The organism is Salinirubrum litoreum, from assembly GCF_020567425.1.
Taxonomy (GTDB): Archaea; Halobacteriota; Halobacteria; order Halobacteriales; family Haloferacaceae; genus Salinirubrum; species Salinirubrum litoreum.
Window position 1 is genome coordinate 657,169 of the sequence record NZ_JAJCVJ010000001.1, and the last position, 16,561, is coordinate 673,729.

Genomic DNA, 16,561 nt, shown 5'->3' on the forward strand with positions numbered 1-16,561 from the left:
GAACCGTCGTGACGCCGGCGTGGGTGAACGGGGGAGAGGGAACTGCGGCGGTGTCTCAGACGGTCGGGTTGTCGTTGTTGCGGGCCTGTTCGGCCTCGAAACCGAGGTTGAACTTCATCGAGTCCGTCTGAATCTCGTTGCCGACGTCGGGATCGATGTACCAGGCGAATCCGATGTAAGCAGTCGTAGAGTTCACAAACGGTTCACGCTCGTCGGCGGCTGGATTCGCAGGCTGGGGCTCGTAGCAGATGAGGAGGTAGCTCAGAGCCTTATTTTTTGGTGCCGCGAACGTGACATTGGTAAGGGTGGCTCCGTCGGGTTCCTCGTAGACTTTGAATCCAGGACCACTGTTGCCTCCGCCTTGGGAGGATCCACCCTTGGGCGTCACTGCGGTGATCGGTTTGTTGGTGCTGATCTCTAATTCGAGCACTTCACCAGTCTGGCTGTCGCGTGTGACAGAATCAACCGTGATAGTGATGCCACCAGTGCTGGCGTCCGGACCGATAGTATCGCCGGCTTCTAAACTCTCGAGCTCTGAACCCTCTATCTTTGCTACTTCGGAGTATTCCGGATTGATGTCTTCGCAGTCCGGTTGTCCTTTGTAATCGATATCAGTCGGTTCCAGGACGTTACTGAAATCACTAATATCATCAATCTCCTTATTGCTCGATTCGGGAACGACCTCGAAGAAGTCGGTGGAGAGGTCTCCGTTGAGTGGTATTCCACCCTCTAGCGTGTCGAGAACCATCCCAAGGTTCCCGCGAAGCACCTCGTTGGCGTTCGCGATTATGGTCTCATTCTCCTGTAGAATGTTGTCCCCCTCGGTCGGATCACTGCTGGGTTCCGCTCCCGCATCCTCGAACTCATTGTCTTCTCCCGCATCGTACCAGATAACTGCAGATGCCTCGTCGAGCAACTCGCCGTTCATGTCGTCTGACGCGTTTCCGGTCCCATCAACTTCCTCTTCGGGTTCGGTGAGATCGTTCTCAGCGTTCTCCAGTAATTCGCCCGAGATGGAAATGTAAGCAGGGTTACCGCAGTTGTGAAGACTAAACGTCACCTCACCGAAATCACCAGGTTTTGCGTCAGAGATGTCTACCAGCGGGTCACCCTCGTCAGTCGTCTGAGGATTTGGTCCACTGCCGACTTGTCCCTGTGTCCGACTAGATGATGAAAGGATGTCTCCATTGTCGGGGACAAGTGGCTGGAGATACGCACACTCCGCACTGTCGTCGCCTTGAGCTCCATTGACGGGAATGTCGTCCTGAATTCCATCGTCCGCATCCGAGGAGCTAATATTGCTGTAATCGGTGCCATCGACGGTGATTTCTCTACCGTCTGTATCAGGGAATGAATCGATGGCCGACGCATCCATGTACGCCTTCACCGGATCCGGAAGTTCGGAGTAGGCGGCGTTGACTGCGACCAGAGGATTGTCCTGCGATGGGATACCGACCTCGTCAGTCTCGAGATTAGCGTCGTCGGGGTCCACGTATCGGACGTATTCGAGATCATCCGCCGGTGCGGCTCCCGAATAGTGTTCTTCAAAGTCGATCACCAAGTCGAGTTCACCGGCTTGGACGATGTTGTTCCCGAAGCTCTCCGTATCGTTGAAGAACGCCGTCGTCCCGAGACCCGCCCCCACTGAGGCGACTCCGACGGTGCCGACGGCACCGAGTATTTTCCGTCTCGTGATGTCGAGTCCGTTGTCTGTCATTGGTTCTCCCCCTCGTTCGGGGAAACCCACCGGCGGAGTCGAACCGCCACCACGTTCGCGGGCACCAGCGTGGGTGAAATCCAGATGATTGGGGGTATGTTCAGCTATCGACCGCGTCAAACGGGTTGCTACTGTTGTTCCGAGCCTGTGCTGCCTCGAACTCAAGGTCAAAGCTCACAGAGTCTCCCTGTATGATGTTCCCAACTCCATCCGGAATCTCGAATTTGGCGTAGTAGCAGGCGACCCCGGTGAACGAACTGCCGCCCCTGAAGTCGATTCCACCGTCGGTGAGGTCATTGAGAACTTTGTTCAGCGACCCCGAGAGTCTTGAGATTGAGGGATCGATTTCCCCGGCTTGACTGTCGTACCCACCTCCGACGGTCACCTCAATGGCATTGTCGAGTTCACCGTCCCCAGAGATGCCGTCGTTGTCACCGGGCGAAGACTGTTCCAGATCTATTCCGTCATCCTTCGTACCGTAATCGTTGCCCGAACTGTCGTCATCGCCTTCGGGTTCCGTGATGTCGTTCTCGGGGTCTGCCACGTTCGATGCTGTGGTCCGTACGTACGCCGGATTCCCGAGGACATTGGCACAGACCTTGAGGACGAAGGAGTCACCCGGCTTCACGTCACCAAGCTGGAATCCGACTGCCGCATCGCCGTCCACGACGACCGCACCCTTGCTAGTCGTCTCCGGGTAGTTACTGACGTTGCCGAACGGGTTAGTATCTTCGTCGGTGTCGAACGGCACATTATTGCCGGACGCAACGACATTGGTGTTGTTCACGCCACCGAAATCGTAGTCAATGACGTCAACAGACGCTTGAAGATTCAGCGTCCCTGCCTGCACGCTGTTGTTTTCGAAGCTTTCCGTGTCGTTGAAGTACGCGGTCGTACCGACGCCTGCGCCTGCGGACGCGACACCGATTGTGCCGAGTGCCGCGAGCGCCTTGCGCCGCGAGATGTTGAACTCCTGTGGCATGGTTCGATCGCCCCCTTCCGGGGAGTCCCACCGGCGGAGTCGAACCGCCGTCGGACGTCCACTCCCCCCAGCGGGTGGACGTCCGCCCCCTCGCGGACCGCGAGGGGGTTGGACCGACGTGGGTGATCCGGCGTCGTCGGCAGTCCGGGGGTGGGGATACCTGCGGCGTGCCGACGACACGCACACCCTGTACCTGTCACCCCATAGTTAGTTGGCAGATAGAACTCGAACAATCGGCGTGTTGCGGCCGCAAACGACAGAATTTTCGGCCCCCAATCGTTCTTTTGTTCTGACCATTCGAGTCGTTTGTCGCCGACAAACCGGTGGATTGCCCGATGCAGACGGTGTGTGGGAATCCGGACCGCGACTGAAGTGCGTCGTTAACACACGCCTCACCGTCTCACAGACACGATTCACCAGATCGTTCGATCGAAGAAACAGTTCGTCCAGCGAGACGACAGAGTCCGGACAGTATCGGCCGTTAACCGGGTGAATCAGCTAATTAGTTATTAGTGGATGGTCGCTACTGGTTGCCGTGCCGACACGACGTCGGCCGACTGGACGACAATGGAGCTACGTAAAGAGCGCGACCTGGTCGACACGGACATCCACGCCATCCTCGGGAACCGACGCCGGCGCCACGCACTCGACCACCTCCGCGAGACGCCGGACACCGTCGCCATCTCGGATCTGGCCGACGCCGTCGCCGAACGGGAGGCCGGGGAGTCACCGCCACCGGAGGACCTCCGCCAGAGCGTGTACAACTCGCTCCACCAGAGCCACATCCCGCGTCTCGAAGGGGAGGGGGTCATCGAGTACGACCGGGAGACGAACGAGATTCGACTCACCGAGTCGGCCCGCGAGGTGGAGGTCTACATGGAGGTGTTCACCCGATACGGGATCACCTGGGTCGAGTACTACCGCCTGCTGGGGACCGTCTCGCTGCTGGTGTTGCTGCTCGCCACGATGGACGTCGCTCCGTTCGCGCTCGTGGACACGGTGCTGTGGGTGTCGCTGTTCCTCGCGCTCATCGCCGTCTCGACGGCCTATCAGCTCTGGACCCGGCGGTCTCTCTACCTCAGACAGTTCCTGTAACGACACGAGTATCGAGGATGCGAATCGACACACTTCCCGGCTTCCGACCGGGCACCCCGAAACGGAATGCACTCGTTCTCCTCCTCTACTCGTTGCTACTGTTCGTCGCTGCCGCGACCTCCGACCTCCTGCCGAAGCTACTCGTCCCCTGAGCGGCGCAGGCCCCCGACCACGCGGCTCTCAGAACCGATCCGTCCGCCCCGAGGCGGTCCACGCGTCGGTCGGCGCACCGTCCGGCACGCGAACCGACCGGCGGCCCTGTAGCCCGTCGATCCGGCCCGCGAACGTCCACTTCTTCTCGGTCCACGTCTCGACCGCCTCGCCTTCGCTCGCCGCCGCGAGGGCCGCCTGATCCCGCAGGTGTGCGCCGACGACCGCCGCGATGGCGGCCGCCTCGTCGCTGTCGGCGTCGTCGGGGATCGACAGCGCGTCGGCGAGTGCGGCCTGCACCGGGTCGCGCTCGGGCGTCTCCTCGCTCATCTCAGATCGGGATGTTGCCGTGTTTCTTGTCCGGCAGGGAGGTGCGCTTGCTCTTGAGCATCGAGAGGTCGTCGATCAGCCGCGACCGCGTCTCGGTCGGTTCGATCACGTCGTCGAGGAAGCCGTAGTCCGCCGCCGTGTAGGGGTTGGCGAACTCCTCGCGGTACTCCTCGATGAGTTCGTCCCGGCGGGCGTCGGGGTCGTCGGCCGCGTCGAGTTCGTCGCTGTAGAGGATGTTGACCGCGCCCTGCGGCCCCATGACGGCGATCTCCGCCGTCGGCCAGGCGTAGTTCACGTCTGCGCCGAGGTGTTTCGACGCCATCACGTCGTAGGCCCCGCCGTAGGCCTTCCGGGTGATGACCGTCAGGAGGGGCACCGTCGCCTCGCTGTAGGCGTACAGCAGTTTCGCGCCGTGGCGGATGATCCCCTCGTGTTCCTGGTCCGTCCCGGGGAGGAAGCCCGGCACGTCGACGAACGTCACGATGGGGACGTTGAACGCGTCACAGGTCCGGACGAAGCGCGCCGACTTCTCGGAGGCTTCGATGTCCAGCGTGCCGGCGTTCACCCGTGGCTGGTTGGCGACGACGCCGACCGCGTGGCCGTCGAGGCGGGCGAAGCCACAGAGGATGTTCTTCGCGAAGTTCTCGTGGACCTCGAAGAAGGAGCCCTCGTCGAGGACGCCGCCGATCACGTCGTGCATGTCGTACGGTTTCCGGGGCTGGTCCGGCACGACCGAGTTCAGCGATTCGTCGGTGCGTTCGGGGTCGTCCCACGGCTCGACTCGGGGTGGGTCCTCGACGTTGTTCTGCGGGAGGTACGACAGCAGGCGGGCGATGTCGTCGAGTGCCTCCTCCTCGGAGTCGGCCGCGAAGTGGGCGACACCCGACTCGCTGGCGTGGGTCATCGCACCGCCGAGTTCCTCGAAGGTGACCTCCTCGCCGGTGACCGTCTTGATCACGTCCGGGCCGGTGATGAACATGTGGCTGGAGTCTTTCACCATGAAGGTGAAGTCCGTCAGCGCGGGCGAGTAGACCGCGCCGCCGGCACAGGGACCCATGATCGAGGAGATCTGCGGGACGACGCCCGACGCCTCGGTGTTCCGGCGGAATATCTCGCCGAACCCGCCGAGCGAGGCGACACCCTCCTGGATGCGTGCCCCGGCGGAGTCGTTGAGGCCGACGACCGGCGCGCCGACCTCGACGGCCTTGTCCATCACCTTCGTGATCTTCTCGGCGAACACCTCGCCGAGCGACCCGCCGAAGACGGTGAAGTCGTGCGCGAAGACGAAGACGGTCCGGCCGTTCACCTCGCCGTAGCCCGTGACGACGCCGTCGCCGTACTGCTGGCGCTCCTCCATGCCGAACTTGTGGGTCCGGTGGGTCCGGAACTGGTCGAACTCCTCGAAGGTGTCCTCGTCGAGGAAGTAGTCGATACGCTCGCGGGCGGTCATCTTGCCCTTGTCGTGTTGTGACTGGATGCGGTCTTCCCCGCCGCCGAGCAACGCCTCCTCGCGTTTCTCGCGGAGTTCCTCGATCCGGTCGTCCATCGTCACGTCGGACCACCTCTGTTCATTGGGTGGCAACTGTGTGACGGCGGGCAAAAGGATTCCGCAATCCGGCAACCCGTCGTTCGACGACTGTGGAACTTCCGCCCCTTCAAATCGCCACGAATCGCCGGACTGCGCGCCGACCTCCGTACTCTCAGTATCGCTATCGAGTGATCAGAACAGAATATATATTATATCCGATATATTTACGTGGCGCAGGCACCTCGTCACAGACGAGATGTCGGTGGACGACCGCAGCGACGACGGTGCCGCCCGAGCAGACCGACCGGGAGACGACGAGACCGGCGCGGACGCCGACGCCGCCCGCCGTGCACTCGCCGACCGCCCGCGTCCCACGGCCCTCCGACCAGGCGACGCCTCGCTGACGATCGAGTTCGCCCGCGAGAGCGGCGCGATTCGTATCCGGCGCGAGACGGCACTGGGGGCCTACACCGAATCTGTAGACAGGTAACCGGCGACGGAGTCGCCCACGTTCACACCCGCATCGTCTCAGAGTTGGTAGCGTCGCTCGTCGTCACGCTGAGGGTACTGATCCGCACCGGTCATCTCCTCGTAGGTCATCCCCGAGAGGTACTCGTCGTAGGTCACGTCGTAGCCCTGCCGGAGGTGGAAGTCGAGGGTCCCGCGATCGACCGTCGTCTGGAACAACTGGTGGATCGCCCGGCGGACCACCTCGTCGGTCTCCGCGGTGTCGAACGCCGCGGTCAACATCGCCAGTTCGTTCTTCGTCTCCCGGTCAAGCGCGACGGGGAGTTCGTCGTCCAACTCCGAGTATGCCGCCGTCACGTCGTCGTTCAGGTCGTCGAGGCTCATCACCCCGCACTGTGACCGTCGGGCGGAAACGGCTTTCGTTCCGAGAGGCCACGGTGGCGGCGAGTCGCTTCACCCGCGTCGAACCGGGGAAGCTAACCGGCCGGGTGCCCACGTCCGGACGATGACCGACGTGGCCGACCTCCCGGACGACCTGCCCGCCGTCCGGACGGCGCTGATCGAGTGGTACGAGGCCGACCACCGCGAGTTCCCGTGGCGCGAGACGACCGATCCGTATCCCATCCTCGTCTCGGAGATCATGAGCCAGCAGACCCAACTCGGCAGAGTCGAGGAGGCGTGGGCCGCGTTCCTCGACACCTGGCCGACCGTCGCGGCCCTCGCCGAGGCGGACCGCGCCGACGTGGTGGGGTTCTGGACCGACCACTCGCTGGGCTACAACAACCGCGCGAAGTACCTCCACGAGTCGGCCCGTCAGATCGTCGAGGAGTTCGACGGCGAGTGGCCGACGTCACCCGAGGGCCTGCAGGAGTTGATGGGCGTCGGCCCGTACACTGCCAACGCGGTCGCCTCCTTCGCCTTCGACAACGGCGATGCGGTGGTCGATACGAACGTCAAGCGCGTGCTCTACCGCGCCTTCGACGTGCCGGACGACGACGGCGTCTTCGAGGCGACCGCGAGCGAACTGCTGCCCGCCGGCGAGTCCCGCGTCTGGAACAACGCGATCATGGAACTGGGGGGCGTCGCCTGCGGGAAGACGCCCCGGTGTGACGAGGCTGGCTGTCCGTGGCGTGCGTGGTGTCACGCCTACGAGGTCGGCGACTTCACCGCGCCGGACGTGCCGACCCAGCCGAGTTTCGAGGGCTCTCGCCGGCAGTTCCGGGGGCGAGTCGTCCGCACGCTCGGCGAGTACGACGAACTGGCGCTGGACGATTTGGGACCCAGAATCCGCGTGGACTACGCCCCCGACGGCGAGTACGGTCGGGAGTGGCTTCGTGGCTTGGTCGACGACCTGGCGGACGACGGCCTGCTGGCGGTTCGTGCGGACGGAGACAGCTCCGAGCGCGACGCCGACGGAGACGAGCGTGTCCTCGTCTCGCTCCGGCGGTAGGCAGAGTCGGACTGGATACTTTTCACACCTCGCTACGTCTCGCCGGACATGACGACTGACGACGAGACGACGAAGTCGGCGACAGAGGCCGGAACCGAACCCGAGAGAGACGAGAGTGGGCCACTCGTCGTCGCGGTCGCCGGAAGTCTGCGCGACGAGAGCTACACCCGCCTCGGACTCGACCACGCCCTGCGCGGTGCGGAGGCGGCCGGCGGCCGAACGCGGATGCTCGATCTGCGAGACTACGACCTCCCGCCGCTGGACGCCGACGAGGACGAACAGGGCGACAGCGCCGCGTTCACGGCGGCGATCCGCGAGGCCGACTCGGTGCTGCTCGGCACGCCGGTCTACCACGGATCGTACTCCGGCGTCCTGAAGAACGCGCTCGACTTCTGCGGCTTCGACGAGTTCGAGCACACCACGGTCGGTCTCCTGTCGGTCTCGGGCGGGGCGTTTCCGGTCACGGCGCTCGAACACCTCCGGTCGGTCGGCCGGGCGCTGAACGCGTGGGTGTTGCCGCACCAGGCGGCGATCCCGCGACCTTACCGTGTCTTCGACGACGGCGAGTTCACCGACGAGGGGTTGGAAGAGCGGGTTCGTGTGCTGGGTCGCCGGGCGGTGGAGTACGCGACCATCGAACCCGACCCGAGCACCTTCGAGGGCAGCCAGAACGTCGGCGCACGCGACTGAACACGACTCGCTGTGTCCGCCGATCCGTGGTTCGTTGCCGGAGTACCGGACCCTGACACGCCCAGCACGTAGTGTCTCCCGCCGAACAGTCCGCTCTCGGCACCGCCGTTCCCGCCGGAACCACTACCCTTTTTCAGGCGGTCCGCGCAATTTTTACCACAGCATGAGCCAGCACACAGACGAGGTCTACCGCCACTACGTAGACGGCGAGTGGACGACTGGACACGGCGAGGAGACGTTCGAGAGCGTGAACCCGGCGACGGGCGAGACGCTCGGGGAGTTCCACCGGGGAACCACCGAGGACATCGAGCACGCCCTCGGAGTGGCAGACGACGCTTACGACGAGTGGCGCGGACTGTCGTACATCGACCGCGCAGAGTACCTGTGGGACATCTACCACGAACTGCGCGACCGGACCGACGAGTTAGGTGAGATCGTCACGAAAGAGTGCGGGAAAGAGATTTCGGAAGGCAAGGCCGACGTGGTCGAAGCGGCGCACATGGTCGAGTGGGCCGCCGGCAACGCTCGGCATCCACACGGTGACATCGTCCCCTCGGAAATCCCCAGCAAGGACGCGTACATGCGGCGGAAACCGCGCGGCGTCGTCGGCTGTATCACGCCCTGGAACTTCCCCGTCGCCATCCCCTTCTGGCACATGGCCGTCGCGCTCGTGGAAGGCAACACGGTCGTCTGGAAACCTGCAGAGCAGACGCCGTGGTGCGGCCAGATCATCGCCGAGATGTTCGAGGACGCGGGCATCCCGGACGGCGTGTTCAACATGGTCCACGGCTTCGGCGACGCCGGCGCACAGATCGTCGAAGACGATAGAACTGATACTGTCCTGTTCACGGGATCGGCCGAGGTCGGCCACGAGGTCGCACAGAAAGTCGCGCAGGACCCCGGCAAACTCGCCGCCTGCGAGATGGGCGGGAAGAACGGTATCGTCGTGACGGAAAAAGCGGATCTCGACACTGCGGTTCACGCCGCAGTGATGTCCTCGTTCAAGACCACGGGCCAGCGGTGCGTCTCCTCGGAGCGCCTGATCGTCCACGAGGACGTCTACGACGAGTTCAAAACACGCTACGTCGATCTGGCCGAGGACGTCGCCGTGGGCGACCCGCTGGACGACTCGACGTTCATGGGCCCGCTCATCGAACCCGGACACGTCGAGAAAGTGACCGGCTACAACGAGTTGGCGAAAGACGAAGACGTGAACGTGCTGGTCGACAGGACCGAGTTGGACGCTGAGGAGATTCCCGAGGGTCACGAAGAGGGCAACTGGGTCGGGCCATTCGTCTACGAAGCAGACGCACATGCCCCCCTGCGCTGTACCCACGAGGAAGTGTTCGGCCCGCACGTCGCGCTGTTGAAGTACAGTGGCGACATCGAGGAAGCGGTCGAGATTCACAACGACACTGACTACGGTCTCGCGGGTGCGATCATCTCTGAAGACTACCGCCAGATCAACTACTACCGCGACCACGCCGAGGTCGGCCTCGCGTACGCCAATCTCCCCTGCATCGGTGCCGAGGTCCAGTTGCCCTTCGGCGGCGTGAAAAAGTCCGGCAACGGTTACCCCTCCGCGCGTGAAGTGATCGAAGCCGTGACCGAACGGACCGCGTGGACGCTCAACAACTCCTACGACATCGAGATGGCACAGGGGCTGTCCGCCGACATCAAGACCGACGACGAGTGACTCCGTAGCGACCACCTGACAGGCGGCGACAGTCAGTCAGGCGTCCACCGTCGCCCACACTCGGCACAGCGATACTCGCCGCGCCACCCGCCGCCGGTGGCGTACCGCTTCCGGAAGGAGTCGCGTGCACCACACTCCGGACACCGGGCCGGTGGCTCCTCGCGGTCGCTCCCTCCGGACCGACTGCCGCCTCGTCTGTCGCTCACACCTGTCAGTCGTCACCGGCGGGCAAATAACTCGGGGCGTCACCGTGGCCGCCGGTGTTCCAGAAATTACTACGGGGCATTTTCGCGGTTCGCAAATATTAAGCGGCGTCATTTCCAACTCACGGTCGATGACCGAACTCGTTGCGACGACGACGGGGTTGTACCCGTTGCCGGACTGGGCGAAAGACGACCTCTCCGACCTGAAGGGACACCAGAAGCACGACCTGATCAGCGGCGACGAGTCGCCGGAGATCGTCGACGCCTACGACCGGGCGCGGAGTGAAGTGATCTCGCTCCAGCAGGACGCCGGACTCGACCGCGTGGTCGAAGGGCAACTGCGCTGGGACGACATGCTCGCGCACCCGCTGACGGTCCACGAGAACGTCGAGACCGGCGGCATCGTGCGATACTACAACAACAACAACTTCTACCGCGACCCGACGGTCGTCGGCGAACTGACGCCCTCGGGCGACGTGGCGAGCGAACTCGACGCGGCGGCCGAGCAGACCGACGACCTGCAGGCCGTCCTGCCGGGGCCGTACTCGCTGTTCGACCTCTCGAACGACGACTACTACGGCGACGACGCCGACTTCCTGTCGGCACTCGCCGACTTCCTCGCGGGCGAGGTGGCCGAGTTCCCGAGCCACGAGACGCTGTTCCTGTTGGAGCCATCACTCGTCGTGAACCCCCCAGCCTCCGACGACCTGCACGCTCGCGCGAGCGAGGCAATCGACCGCGTGGCCGACGCGACCGACGCCGAGGTCGTCGTCCACACCTACTGGGGCGCGCTCTCGGAGAAGACCTACGCGCACCTGATGGACGCCGACGTGGCCGGCTTCGGCTTCGACTTCGTGGCCGGCGACCGCGAGCAGACGCTGTACAACTTAGACGAGTACGGCGCGAAGGACGCGGCCGCGTTCGGTCTCGTCGACGGCCAGAACACCCTCGTCGAGGACGCGAGTACGATCCGTGAGCGCGTCGACTGGGTCCAGGACCAGTTGGCCGTCGCCGAGTTCGACACCGTGTTCGTGACGCCGAACACCGAGACGTTCTACCTGCCGACGAACAAGTTTGAGGCCAAACTCGCGGCGCTCGCCGACGCCGTCGCGCCGACGGAGGTGGAAGCATGACACGATCCGACACCGACACCAGAGAGCAGTTCCGCCCGGACGACCACCCGACCGACCACTTCCTGCTGACGACCGTCGTCGGCAGTTATCCGAAGCCGAAGTGGCTGAACCGTGCCGACGAACTCGCCGAGGACGACGACTCGAAGTTCGACGCCGACGACCTACAGGAGGCCCACGACGACGCCGCCCGGTGTATCACCCACGAGCACGAACGCGCCGGGCTGGATACGGTCGTGGACGGCGAGATGCGCAGAAACGAGATGGTGGAGTTCTTCGCCCACCGCATCGACGGCTACGACTTCAACGGCCGCGTGAAGGTCTGGGGCCACAACTACTTCGACAAGCCCTCGGTCGTGGACGAGGTCGAGTACGACGAACCGTGGCTCGTGGACGAGTTCGAGTTCACCAGCGAGGCCGCCGAGAAGCCCGTGAAAGTACCGATCACCGGTCCCTACACGCTGGCTTCGTGGTCGTTCAACGAAGTCTACGACACCGAAGCCGACCTCGCGTACGATCTGGCCGACCTCGTGAACGAGGAGATCGAGAAACTGGTCGAGGCGGGCGCACAGTACATCCAGATCGACGAACCGGCACTGGCCACGACGCCGGACGACCACGCCATCGTCGGGGAGTGTCTGGAGCGCATCGTCGCCGGCATCCCGGAAGACGTCCGTATCGGCCTGCACGTCTGTTACGGCGACTACTCGCGCATCTACCCCGAACTGAACGACTACCCCATCGACGAGTTCGACGTGGAACTGTGCAACGGCGGCTACGAACAGATCGACGTGTTCACCGAACCGGAGTTCGAGCCGGATCTGGCACTCGGTGTCGTCGACGCCCACACCGCCGAGGTGGAGTCGGTCGCGGAGATCAAGGAGAACGTGAAGGAGGGGCTGAAGGTCGTGCCGCCGGAGAAACTGACGATCAGCCCGGACTGCGGGCTGAAACTGCTCCCGCGTGAGATCGCCTACGGCAAGATGGAGAACATGGTGAAAGCGGTTCGAGAGGTCGAGCAGGAACTGGACGACGGCGAGATCGACATCGCGCCGACGCCCGCGAAGGCGGACTGAGATCGGGCACCTCCGCGACTCTCGGCGACTCCCTGCGACTCGACGACATCACTTATTCGGCTCCGACACGTCCCAGCGCGTAGTGACGGTCCTCGCCCTGACGACGCTCCGCCGACCTGACCAGTTCGCCGACTGGTACCGGATCGGCGCGGACTACGTGCTCGAAGTCGCGGAGGGACTGGACCTCGCGCTCGGCGACTTCCCGACGCTGGCCGACGAGGCGACCGAGGCGATGCGCGCCGGGCGAACCGACGTACGCGCCGAACTCGCCCGTTCTATCGCGGCGGACCTGTACGCCGACGCCGCGTTCTGTGAGCCGTATCTGGAGTGGACGCCGCTGTGGTACGAACTCGCCCTGCTCGCCCCGGTGCGGTACGCCGACGCGCGACTGCGCCGAGTGGCGGGCCGGTACGCGAGCGACCTGGGCCACGTCTCGGTCCCGCAGTTCAGTCGACCGAAAGACGTGCTGGTCGGCGGTCGTCCGGCGTTCACGTCGGTGTCGGGCTTCAGGAATCGGTTTCTGTTCGCCGACGCTCTGCTCCACGTGGAGTGGTTCGTCCACGTCGCCCGCGAGTCGGGGATCGAGGTACCCGAGTCGCTGGTCGCCCGGACTCGCAGGGAGACGGTGGAGTGGTACGCCTCGGGTGCCGAGGACCCGGCAGCGTTGTCACCCGAGGTGCGCGAGTTCCAGCGACTGCTGTTCGCGGACGACCGGTGGGTGCGTCGAATCGACGAGGCGTACGAGTTGGACAGTGTGCTGTTCTCGATCTGGGAGCGGATTCTGCGAGAGGAACGGGAGCGATTGACTGGTTGAACGTCGGATGGTGGGAGATTCGTTCTCGGTCGTGTGAGTTCGTCTCGTCTCGTGAATTCGGCAGGACCGCAGACCGGGACTGCGACAGCACCGCACCTCGAACCTCCCCAGCCTCGGCAGACGCTCTCCGCACCGCCCGCGTCTGCCTCCCTCGCGCGTTCCTCGCGCGCCGATCGCAAAGACTGCACGGCGACAACTGAACTGAACGTCCGACTCACGACACACGCACCAGTCGGATGGGCTGGCGCGACCTCGTGTCGCGCCGACGGTCGCAGGGAGGCGCTCACGCTGAAAGCGACTGGTCCACCGGGTGTTGCGTGCGCCTTCACAGATTCCACCGGGTGGGACTGAAAGGGGCCGCGCTCTCGATTCCCTCCCGGACGACGTAAGCAGGGCGAGACCTCCGGTCTCGCCAGCAGACGGGCGAGGCTCGCCCGTCAGCACCGCAAGGAGGGAGAGCGAGATTGCTCGCTCGACCGACTGAGGAGCACAGCGAGTCCCGGAGGTCTTCGTGAGCCTGCGAACGAAGGCTCGGGAGAGCTTGCCTCTCCCGGTGGTCGAGAGCGCGGGGGATTTCACCTCGCGTCGTCACCGACCGATTCGACTGCGGTCGTGTCTCACGGAAACGTTCACCTACCGTCGTCCGCGACTATTCACGAATATAAAACAAGATACTCTAATATTCTTACATATAGCCGAGATCAGCCAACCGATCCGCAGTCGCCTCGTCCACGTCCACACCCTCGCCCTCCGCACCCTCGGCGCGACGCTTGTAGGCCGTGATCTCCTCGTCGAAGAACTCGGATTCCAGTTCCTCGACCACCCCACCGACATCCGACTCCACACGCTCCTGCCAGCAGGGACGACCCGGATCGAGGCGCACCCGAGACGACTCACCCAGCGAGTCCCACTCGATCTTCTCGGTTCCGTCGTACACACACCGGAGCATCCGGTTCCAGAACTCCGGATTCTCCGGGGGTTGGGCGATACTGCTCCCGATCAACTCTGCGGGGATGCGCTCGCGGGTCACGTCCGGTACCTCGTCGTGGGCCAGACCGACCAGCAGGTCGCCGAGTTGCAGGTGGGAGACGTACTCCGAGACGAGTGTGGTGTCGCCGCCGGGACCGCCCTCGGTCGTCCCGCCGTCCGGCATCTCCTCGTCGGACACGGCATCTTCCGGCGCGTTCACGACGTACAGTGGGACGTGGAGCAGGCCCTCCGAGAGACTGCTGTCGTGGCCGACGAGGTAGTCGTCCGCCGGGAAGCCGAGGTTCTCGCCGTGGTCGGCCGTGATCACGAACGTCGTCTCGTGGTCCGTGGCCGCCTGCACGTCGTCGATGAACTCGACGACCGTCCGGTCGAGGTAGTCGATGGCGGCGCGATAGAGACCGCGATGGTTCTCGACGTGCTCGCGGTTGCGCTCTAACCCCTCCGCTTTGTCGCGGTTCAACTCCCACTTGTCGTAGTCGGCGGTCGACCACGTGTTCGGCGCGTCGTGGAGCGACCGGTCGTACCCCCGGACGTGCCGCAGTGGAGCGTGGGCGTCCATGAAGTTCGTGAACATGAAGAACGGCTGTGGACACGACTCGGCGGTCTTGACGCCCTCGCGGGCGATGATGCTCGCGCCCTCGTCCAGCAGTTTCGGGACGGGGAGCGAGGCGAGTGCCTTGTCCAGTTCCACGGCCGCGCCGTTCAGGAAGCTCTCGATCGGGTGGTCGTGGGTCGCACAGGCCTTGGCGAAGGAGAGGAACTTCTTCGGTCCCTCACCCTTGTGCTCGTAGCCGAACCGCCCGACGTGGATCCCCTCCGGGAACCGGGAGTCCGGCGACACGTCACGGAAGTCGTCGAACATCCGGTCGAAGCCGAAGCCGGAGGAGGCGTAGACGTTCGCGGAGACGCCGGTGGTGTGGTGGTCCGGCAGGTCGGCGAGGAAGGTAGCTGACTCTGTGATGCCGGAGAAGTCGCGGTTGTGGTCGTGGACGCCGTGCTGGTGTGGCAACGCGCCGGTCATCATGCTCGCGTGGCTCGGAATCGACCACGAGGAGGCCGCGCGACACTGCTCGTAGGAGCGGTCCGCACGCGCCCGAATCCGGGGCGCGTGTTCGTCGAAGAAGTCCTTCCGGACCGTGTCCAGACAGATCAGGACGACGTTTCTCATCGCCACGACTGTCGGCTACGACCGGGATAAGTCTCGTGGGACGCGCTCGCCGGACGGGCCTCTCTGTCGTCGCTCGCCCGGCAGCGACCCCGACACTGACCCCGACATCGAGATCGACATCGACACGCGACCTTTACCACCCGCCGCCGCGAACCACCAGCGATGACCGGCGTCGTCTGTGTCACGGGCTGTGACTCCGGAATCGGCTACCTCACTGCGGTCGCCTTCCACCGGCGCGACTGGACCGTCTACGCGACCGGACTCGCGCCCGAGGAGACCGACCTGTCGGAGCGCGGGATCGAGACGCGTCGCCTCGACGTGACCGACGCGGCGGACACGGAGCGCGTGTTCGCGGAGATCGAGTCCGAGCACGGCCGACTCGACTGTCTCGTCAACGTCGCCGGTGTCGGCCACACCGGCGCGCTGGAGGCGACGACGCCCGACGATCTGCGCGAGATTCTCGACGTGAACCTCGTCGGCACCCACCGCGTCACGCGCGCCGCGCTCCCACTGCTCCGGGCGGGTGAGACTGCTGGCGGGAACGCGGGCAGAGTCGTCACGATCAGCAGCGTCGTCGGCCGGTACGCCTTGCCGGGACTCGGTGGCTACTCCGCCTCGAAACACGGGGTAGAGGGGTTGTCGGACGCCCTGCGCTGGGAGGTCGCCGACTCCGGTGTCCGGGTGGTTCTCGTCGAACCGCCGACCACGCGAACCGGCTTCGTCGACAGGGTGGAGAGCGACCTCGCCGAGTTGCTGGCGGGAGAGGGAGACGATACTGCCACCGCCGACGACCGAGACGGAACCGGGCGCTACGACCGACTGTATCGGATGCTCGACTGGTGGATCCCGCGACTGGCCGACGCGGGCGCGAGTCCGGCGGACGTCGCCCGCACGGTCGTCCGAGCGACCGAGACCCCGGACCCCCGGACACGCTACCCGGTCGGCGCGCAGGGATGGCTCCTCGCGCTTGGCAGCCACCTGCCCGGCCGGTTACAGGACCTCGGCTGGCGCGGGGCGACGTGGATCGCGGAGCGCAGGTGGCCGTAGCTCTCTGGACGTAGGCCCCTGCGAGAC

General features: G+C 64.6%; 17 protein-coding genes. 10 read left to right on the top strand and 7 right to left on the bottom strand.

Going from position 1 to position 16,561, the window contains the following annotated elements; genetic code table 11:
• Positions 1 to 55: 55 nt before the first annotated feature.
• Positions 56 to 1,717 carry a SipW-dependent-type signal peptide-containing protein gene (locus tag LI337_RS03140; protein ID WP_227228259.1) on the bottom strand — a complete coding sequence of 554 codons (1,662 nt, stop codon included), beginning with the start codon at positions 1,715 to 1,717 and terminating at the stop codon, positions 56 to 58.
• Positions 1,718 to 1,817: 100 nt separating this feature from the next.
• The gene (locus LI337_RS03145) at positions 1,818 to 2,699 is read right to left on the bottom strand and encodes a SipW-dependent-type signal peptide-containing protein (protein ID WP_227228260.1); all 882 of its coding nucleotides are present in this window, start codon (positions 2,697 to 2,699) and stop codon (positions 1,818 to 1,820) included.
• Between the two features lie 567 nt (positions 2,700 to 3,266).
• Here LI337_RS03145 and LI337_RS03150 point away from each other — a divergent pair.
• Together LI337_RS03150 and LI337_RS19835 are read left to right on the top strand one after the other, a co-directional pair.
• The gene (locus LI337_RS03150) at positions 3,267 to 3,794 is read left to right on the top strand and encodes a DUF7344 domain-containing protein (RefSeq protein WP_227228261.1); all 528 of its coding nucleotides are present in this window, start codon (positions 3,267 to 3,269) and stop codon (positions 3,792 to 3,794) included.
• A gap of 17 nt (positions 3,795 to 3,811) precedes the next feature.
• Entirely contained in the window at positions 3,812 to 3,946 is a 135-nt protein-coding gene (locus LI337_RS19835) for a hypothetical protein (protein WP_264474845.1), read from the top strand.
• Positions 3,947 to 3,974: 28 nt separating this feature from the next.
• On the opposite strand, the gene LI337_RS03155 is transcribed toward LI337_RS19835, so the two are convergent.
• Complete coding sequence (locus LI337_RS03155) at positions 3,975 to 4,274, bottom strand: DUF8022 family protein (protein ID WP_227228262.1); 300 nt, start codon at positions 4,272 to 4,274, stop codon at positions 3,975 to 3,977.
• Position 4,275: 1 nt separating this feature from the next.
• Entirely contained in the window at positions 4,276 to 5,820 is a 1,545-nt protein-coding gene (locus tag LI337_RS03160; protein ID WP_264474846.1) for an acyl-CoA carboxylase subunit beta, read from the bottom strand.
• 238 nt (positions 5,821 to 6,058) lie between these two features.
• On the opposite strand from LI337_RS03160, the gene LI337_RS03165 reads away from it, so the two are divergent.
• Complete coding sequence (locus LI337_RS03165) at positions 6,059 to 6,292, top strand: hypothetical protein (RefSeq protein ID WP_227228264.1); 234 nt, start codon at positions 6,059 to 6,061, stop codon at positions 6,290 to 6,292.
• Between the two features lie 38 nt (positions 6,293 to 6,330).
• Here LI337_RS03165 and LI337_RS03170 read toward each other — a convergent pair whose 3' ends face one another.
• Positions 6,331 to 6,654, bottom strand: coding sequence for a ribbon-helix-helix protein (locus LI337_RS03170; protein WP_227228265.1), 324 nt, complete (start codon positions 6,652 to 6,654; stop codon positions 6,331 to 6,333).
• A gap of 121 nt (positions 6,655 to 6,775) precedes the next feature.
• Here LI337_RS03170 and LI337_RS03175 point away from each other — a divergent pair, with 121 nt between their 5' ends.
• From LI337_RS03175 to LI337_RS03185, 3 genes are all read left to right on the top strand, one after another.
• Entirely contained in the window at positions 6,776 to 7,720 is a 945-nt protein-coding gene (locus LI337_RS03175) for an HhH-GPD family protein (RefSeq protein ID WP_227228266.1), read from the top strand.
• A gap of 48 nt (positions 7,721 to 7,768) precedes the next feature.
• Complete coding sequence (locus LI337_RS03180) at positions 7,769 to 8,410, top strand: NADPH-dependent FMN reductase (RefSeq protein ID WP_227228267.1); 642 nt, start codon at positions 7,769 to 7,771, stop codon at positions 8,408 to 8,410.
• Between the two features lie 163 nt (positions 8,411 to 8,573).
• Positions 8,574 to 10,106 carry an aldehyde dehydrogenase family protein gene (locus tag LI337_RS03185; RefSeq protein WP_227228268.1) on the top strand — a complete coding sequence of 511 codons (1,533 nt, stop codon included), beginning with the start codon at positions 8,574 to 8,576 and terminating at the stop codon, positions 10,104 to 10,106.
• A gap of 32 nt (positions 10,107 to 10,138) precedes the next feature.
• On the opposite strand, the gene LI337_RS03190 is transcribed toward LI337_RS03185, so the two are convergent.
• Positions 10,139 to 10,312 (bottom strand): hypothetical protein, encoded by a 174-nt coding sequence (locus LI337_RS03190; protein WP_227228269.1) that lies wholly within the window; start codon positions 10,310 to 10,312, stop codon positions 10,139 to 10,141.
• A gap of 128 nt (positions 10,313 to 10,440) precedes the next feature.
• Between LI337_RS03190 and LI337_RS03195 the strand changes: the two genes are divergently transcribed.
• The 3 genes from LI337_RS03195 (at position 10,441) to LI337_RS03205 (ending at position 13,329) form a co-directional block, all read left to right on the top strand.
• Positions 10,441 to 11,442 carry a 5-methyltetrahydropteroyltriglutamate--homocysteine methyltransferase gene (locus LI337_RS03195; protein WP_227228270.1) on the top strand — a complete coding sequence of 334 codons (1,002 nt, stop codon included), beginning with the start codon at positions 10,441 to 10,443 and terminating at the stop codon, positions 11,440 to 11,442.
• Complete coding sequence (locus LI337_RS03200; protein WP_227228271.1) at positions 11,439 to 12,515, top strand: methionine synthase; 1,077 nt, start codon at positions 11,439 to 11,441, stop codon at positions 12,513 to 12,515. Before LI337_RS03195 ends, LI337_RS03200 begins: the two co-directional genes overlap by 4 nt.
• A gap of 82 nt (positions 12,516 to 12,597) precedes the next feature.
• Positions 12,598 to 13,329 carry a DUF8116 family protein gene (locus LI337_RS03205; RefSeq protein WP_227228272.1) on the top strand — a complete coding sequence of 244 codons (732 nt, stop codon included), beginning with the start codon at positions 12,598 to 12,600 and terminating at the stop codon, positions 13,327 to 13,329.
• A gap of 685 nt (positions 13,330 to 14,014) precedes the next feature.
• On the opposite strand, the gene LI337_RS03210 is transcribed toward LI337_RS03205, so the two are convergent.
• Positions 14,015 to 15,487: a sulfatase-like hydrolase/transferase gene (locus LI337_RS03210; protein ID WP_227228273.1), complete on the bottom strand. Its 1,473-nt coding sequence runs from the start codon at positions 15,485 to 15,487 to the stop codon at positions 14,015 to 14,017.
• Positions 15,488 to 15,649: 162 nt separating this feature from the next.
• Here LI337_RS03210 and LI337_RS03215 point away from each other — a divergent pair, with 162 nt between their 5' ends.
• The gene (locus LI337_RS03215) at positions 15,650 to 16,534 is read left to right on the top strand and encodes an SDR family oxidoreductase (protein WP_227228274.1); all 885 of its coding nucleotides are present in this window, start codon (positions 15,650 to 15,652) and stop codon (positions 16,532 to 16,534) included.
• Positions 16,535 to 16,561 lie beyond the last annotated feature (27 nt).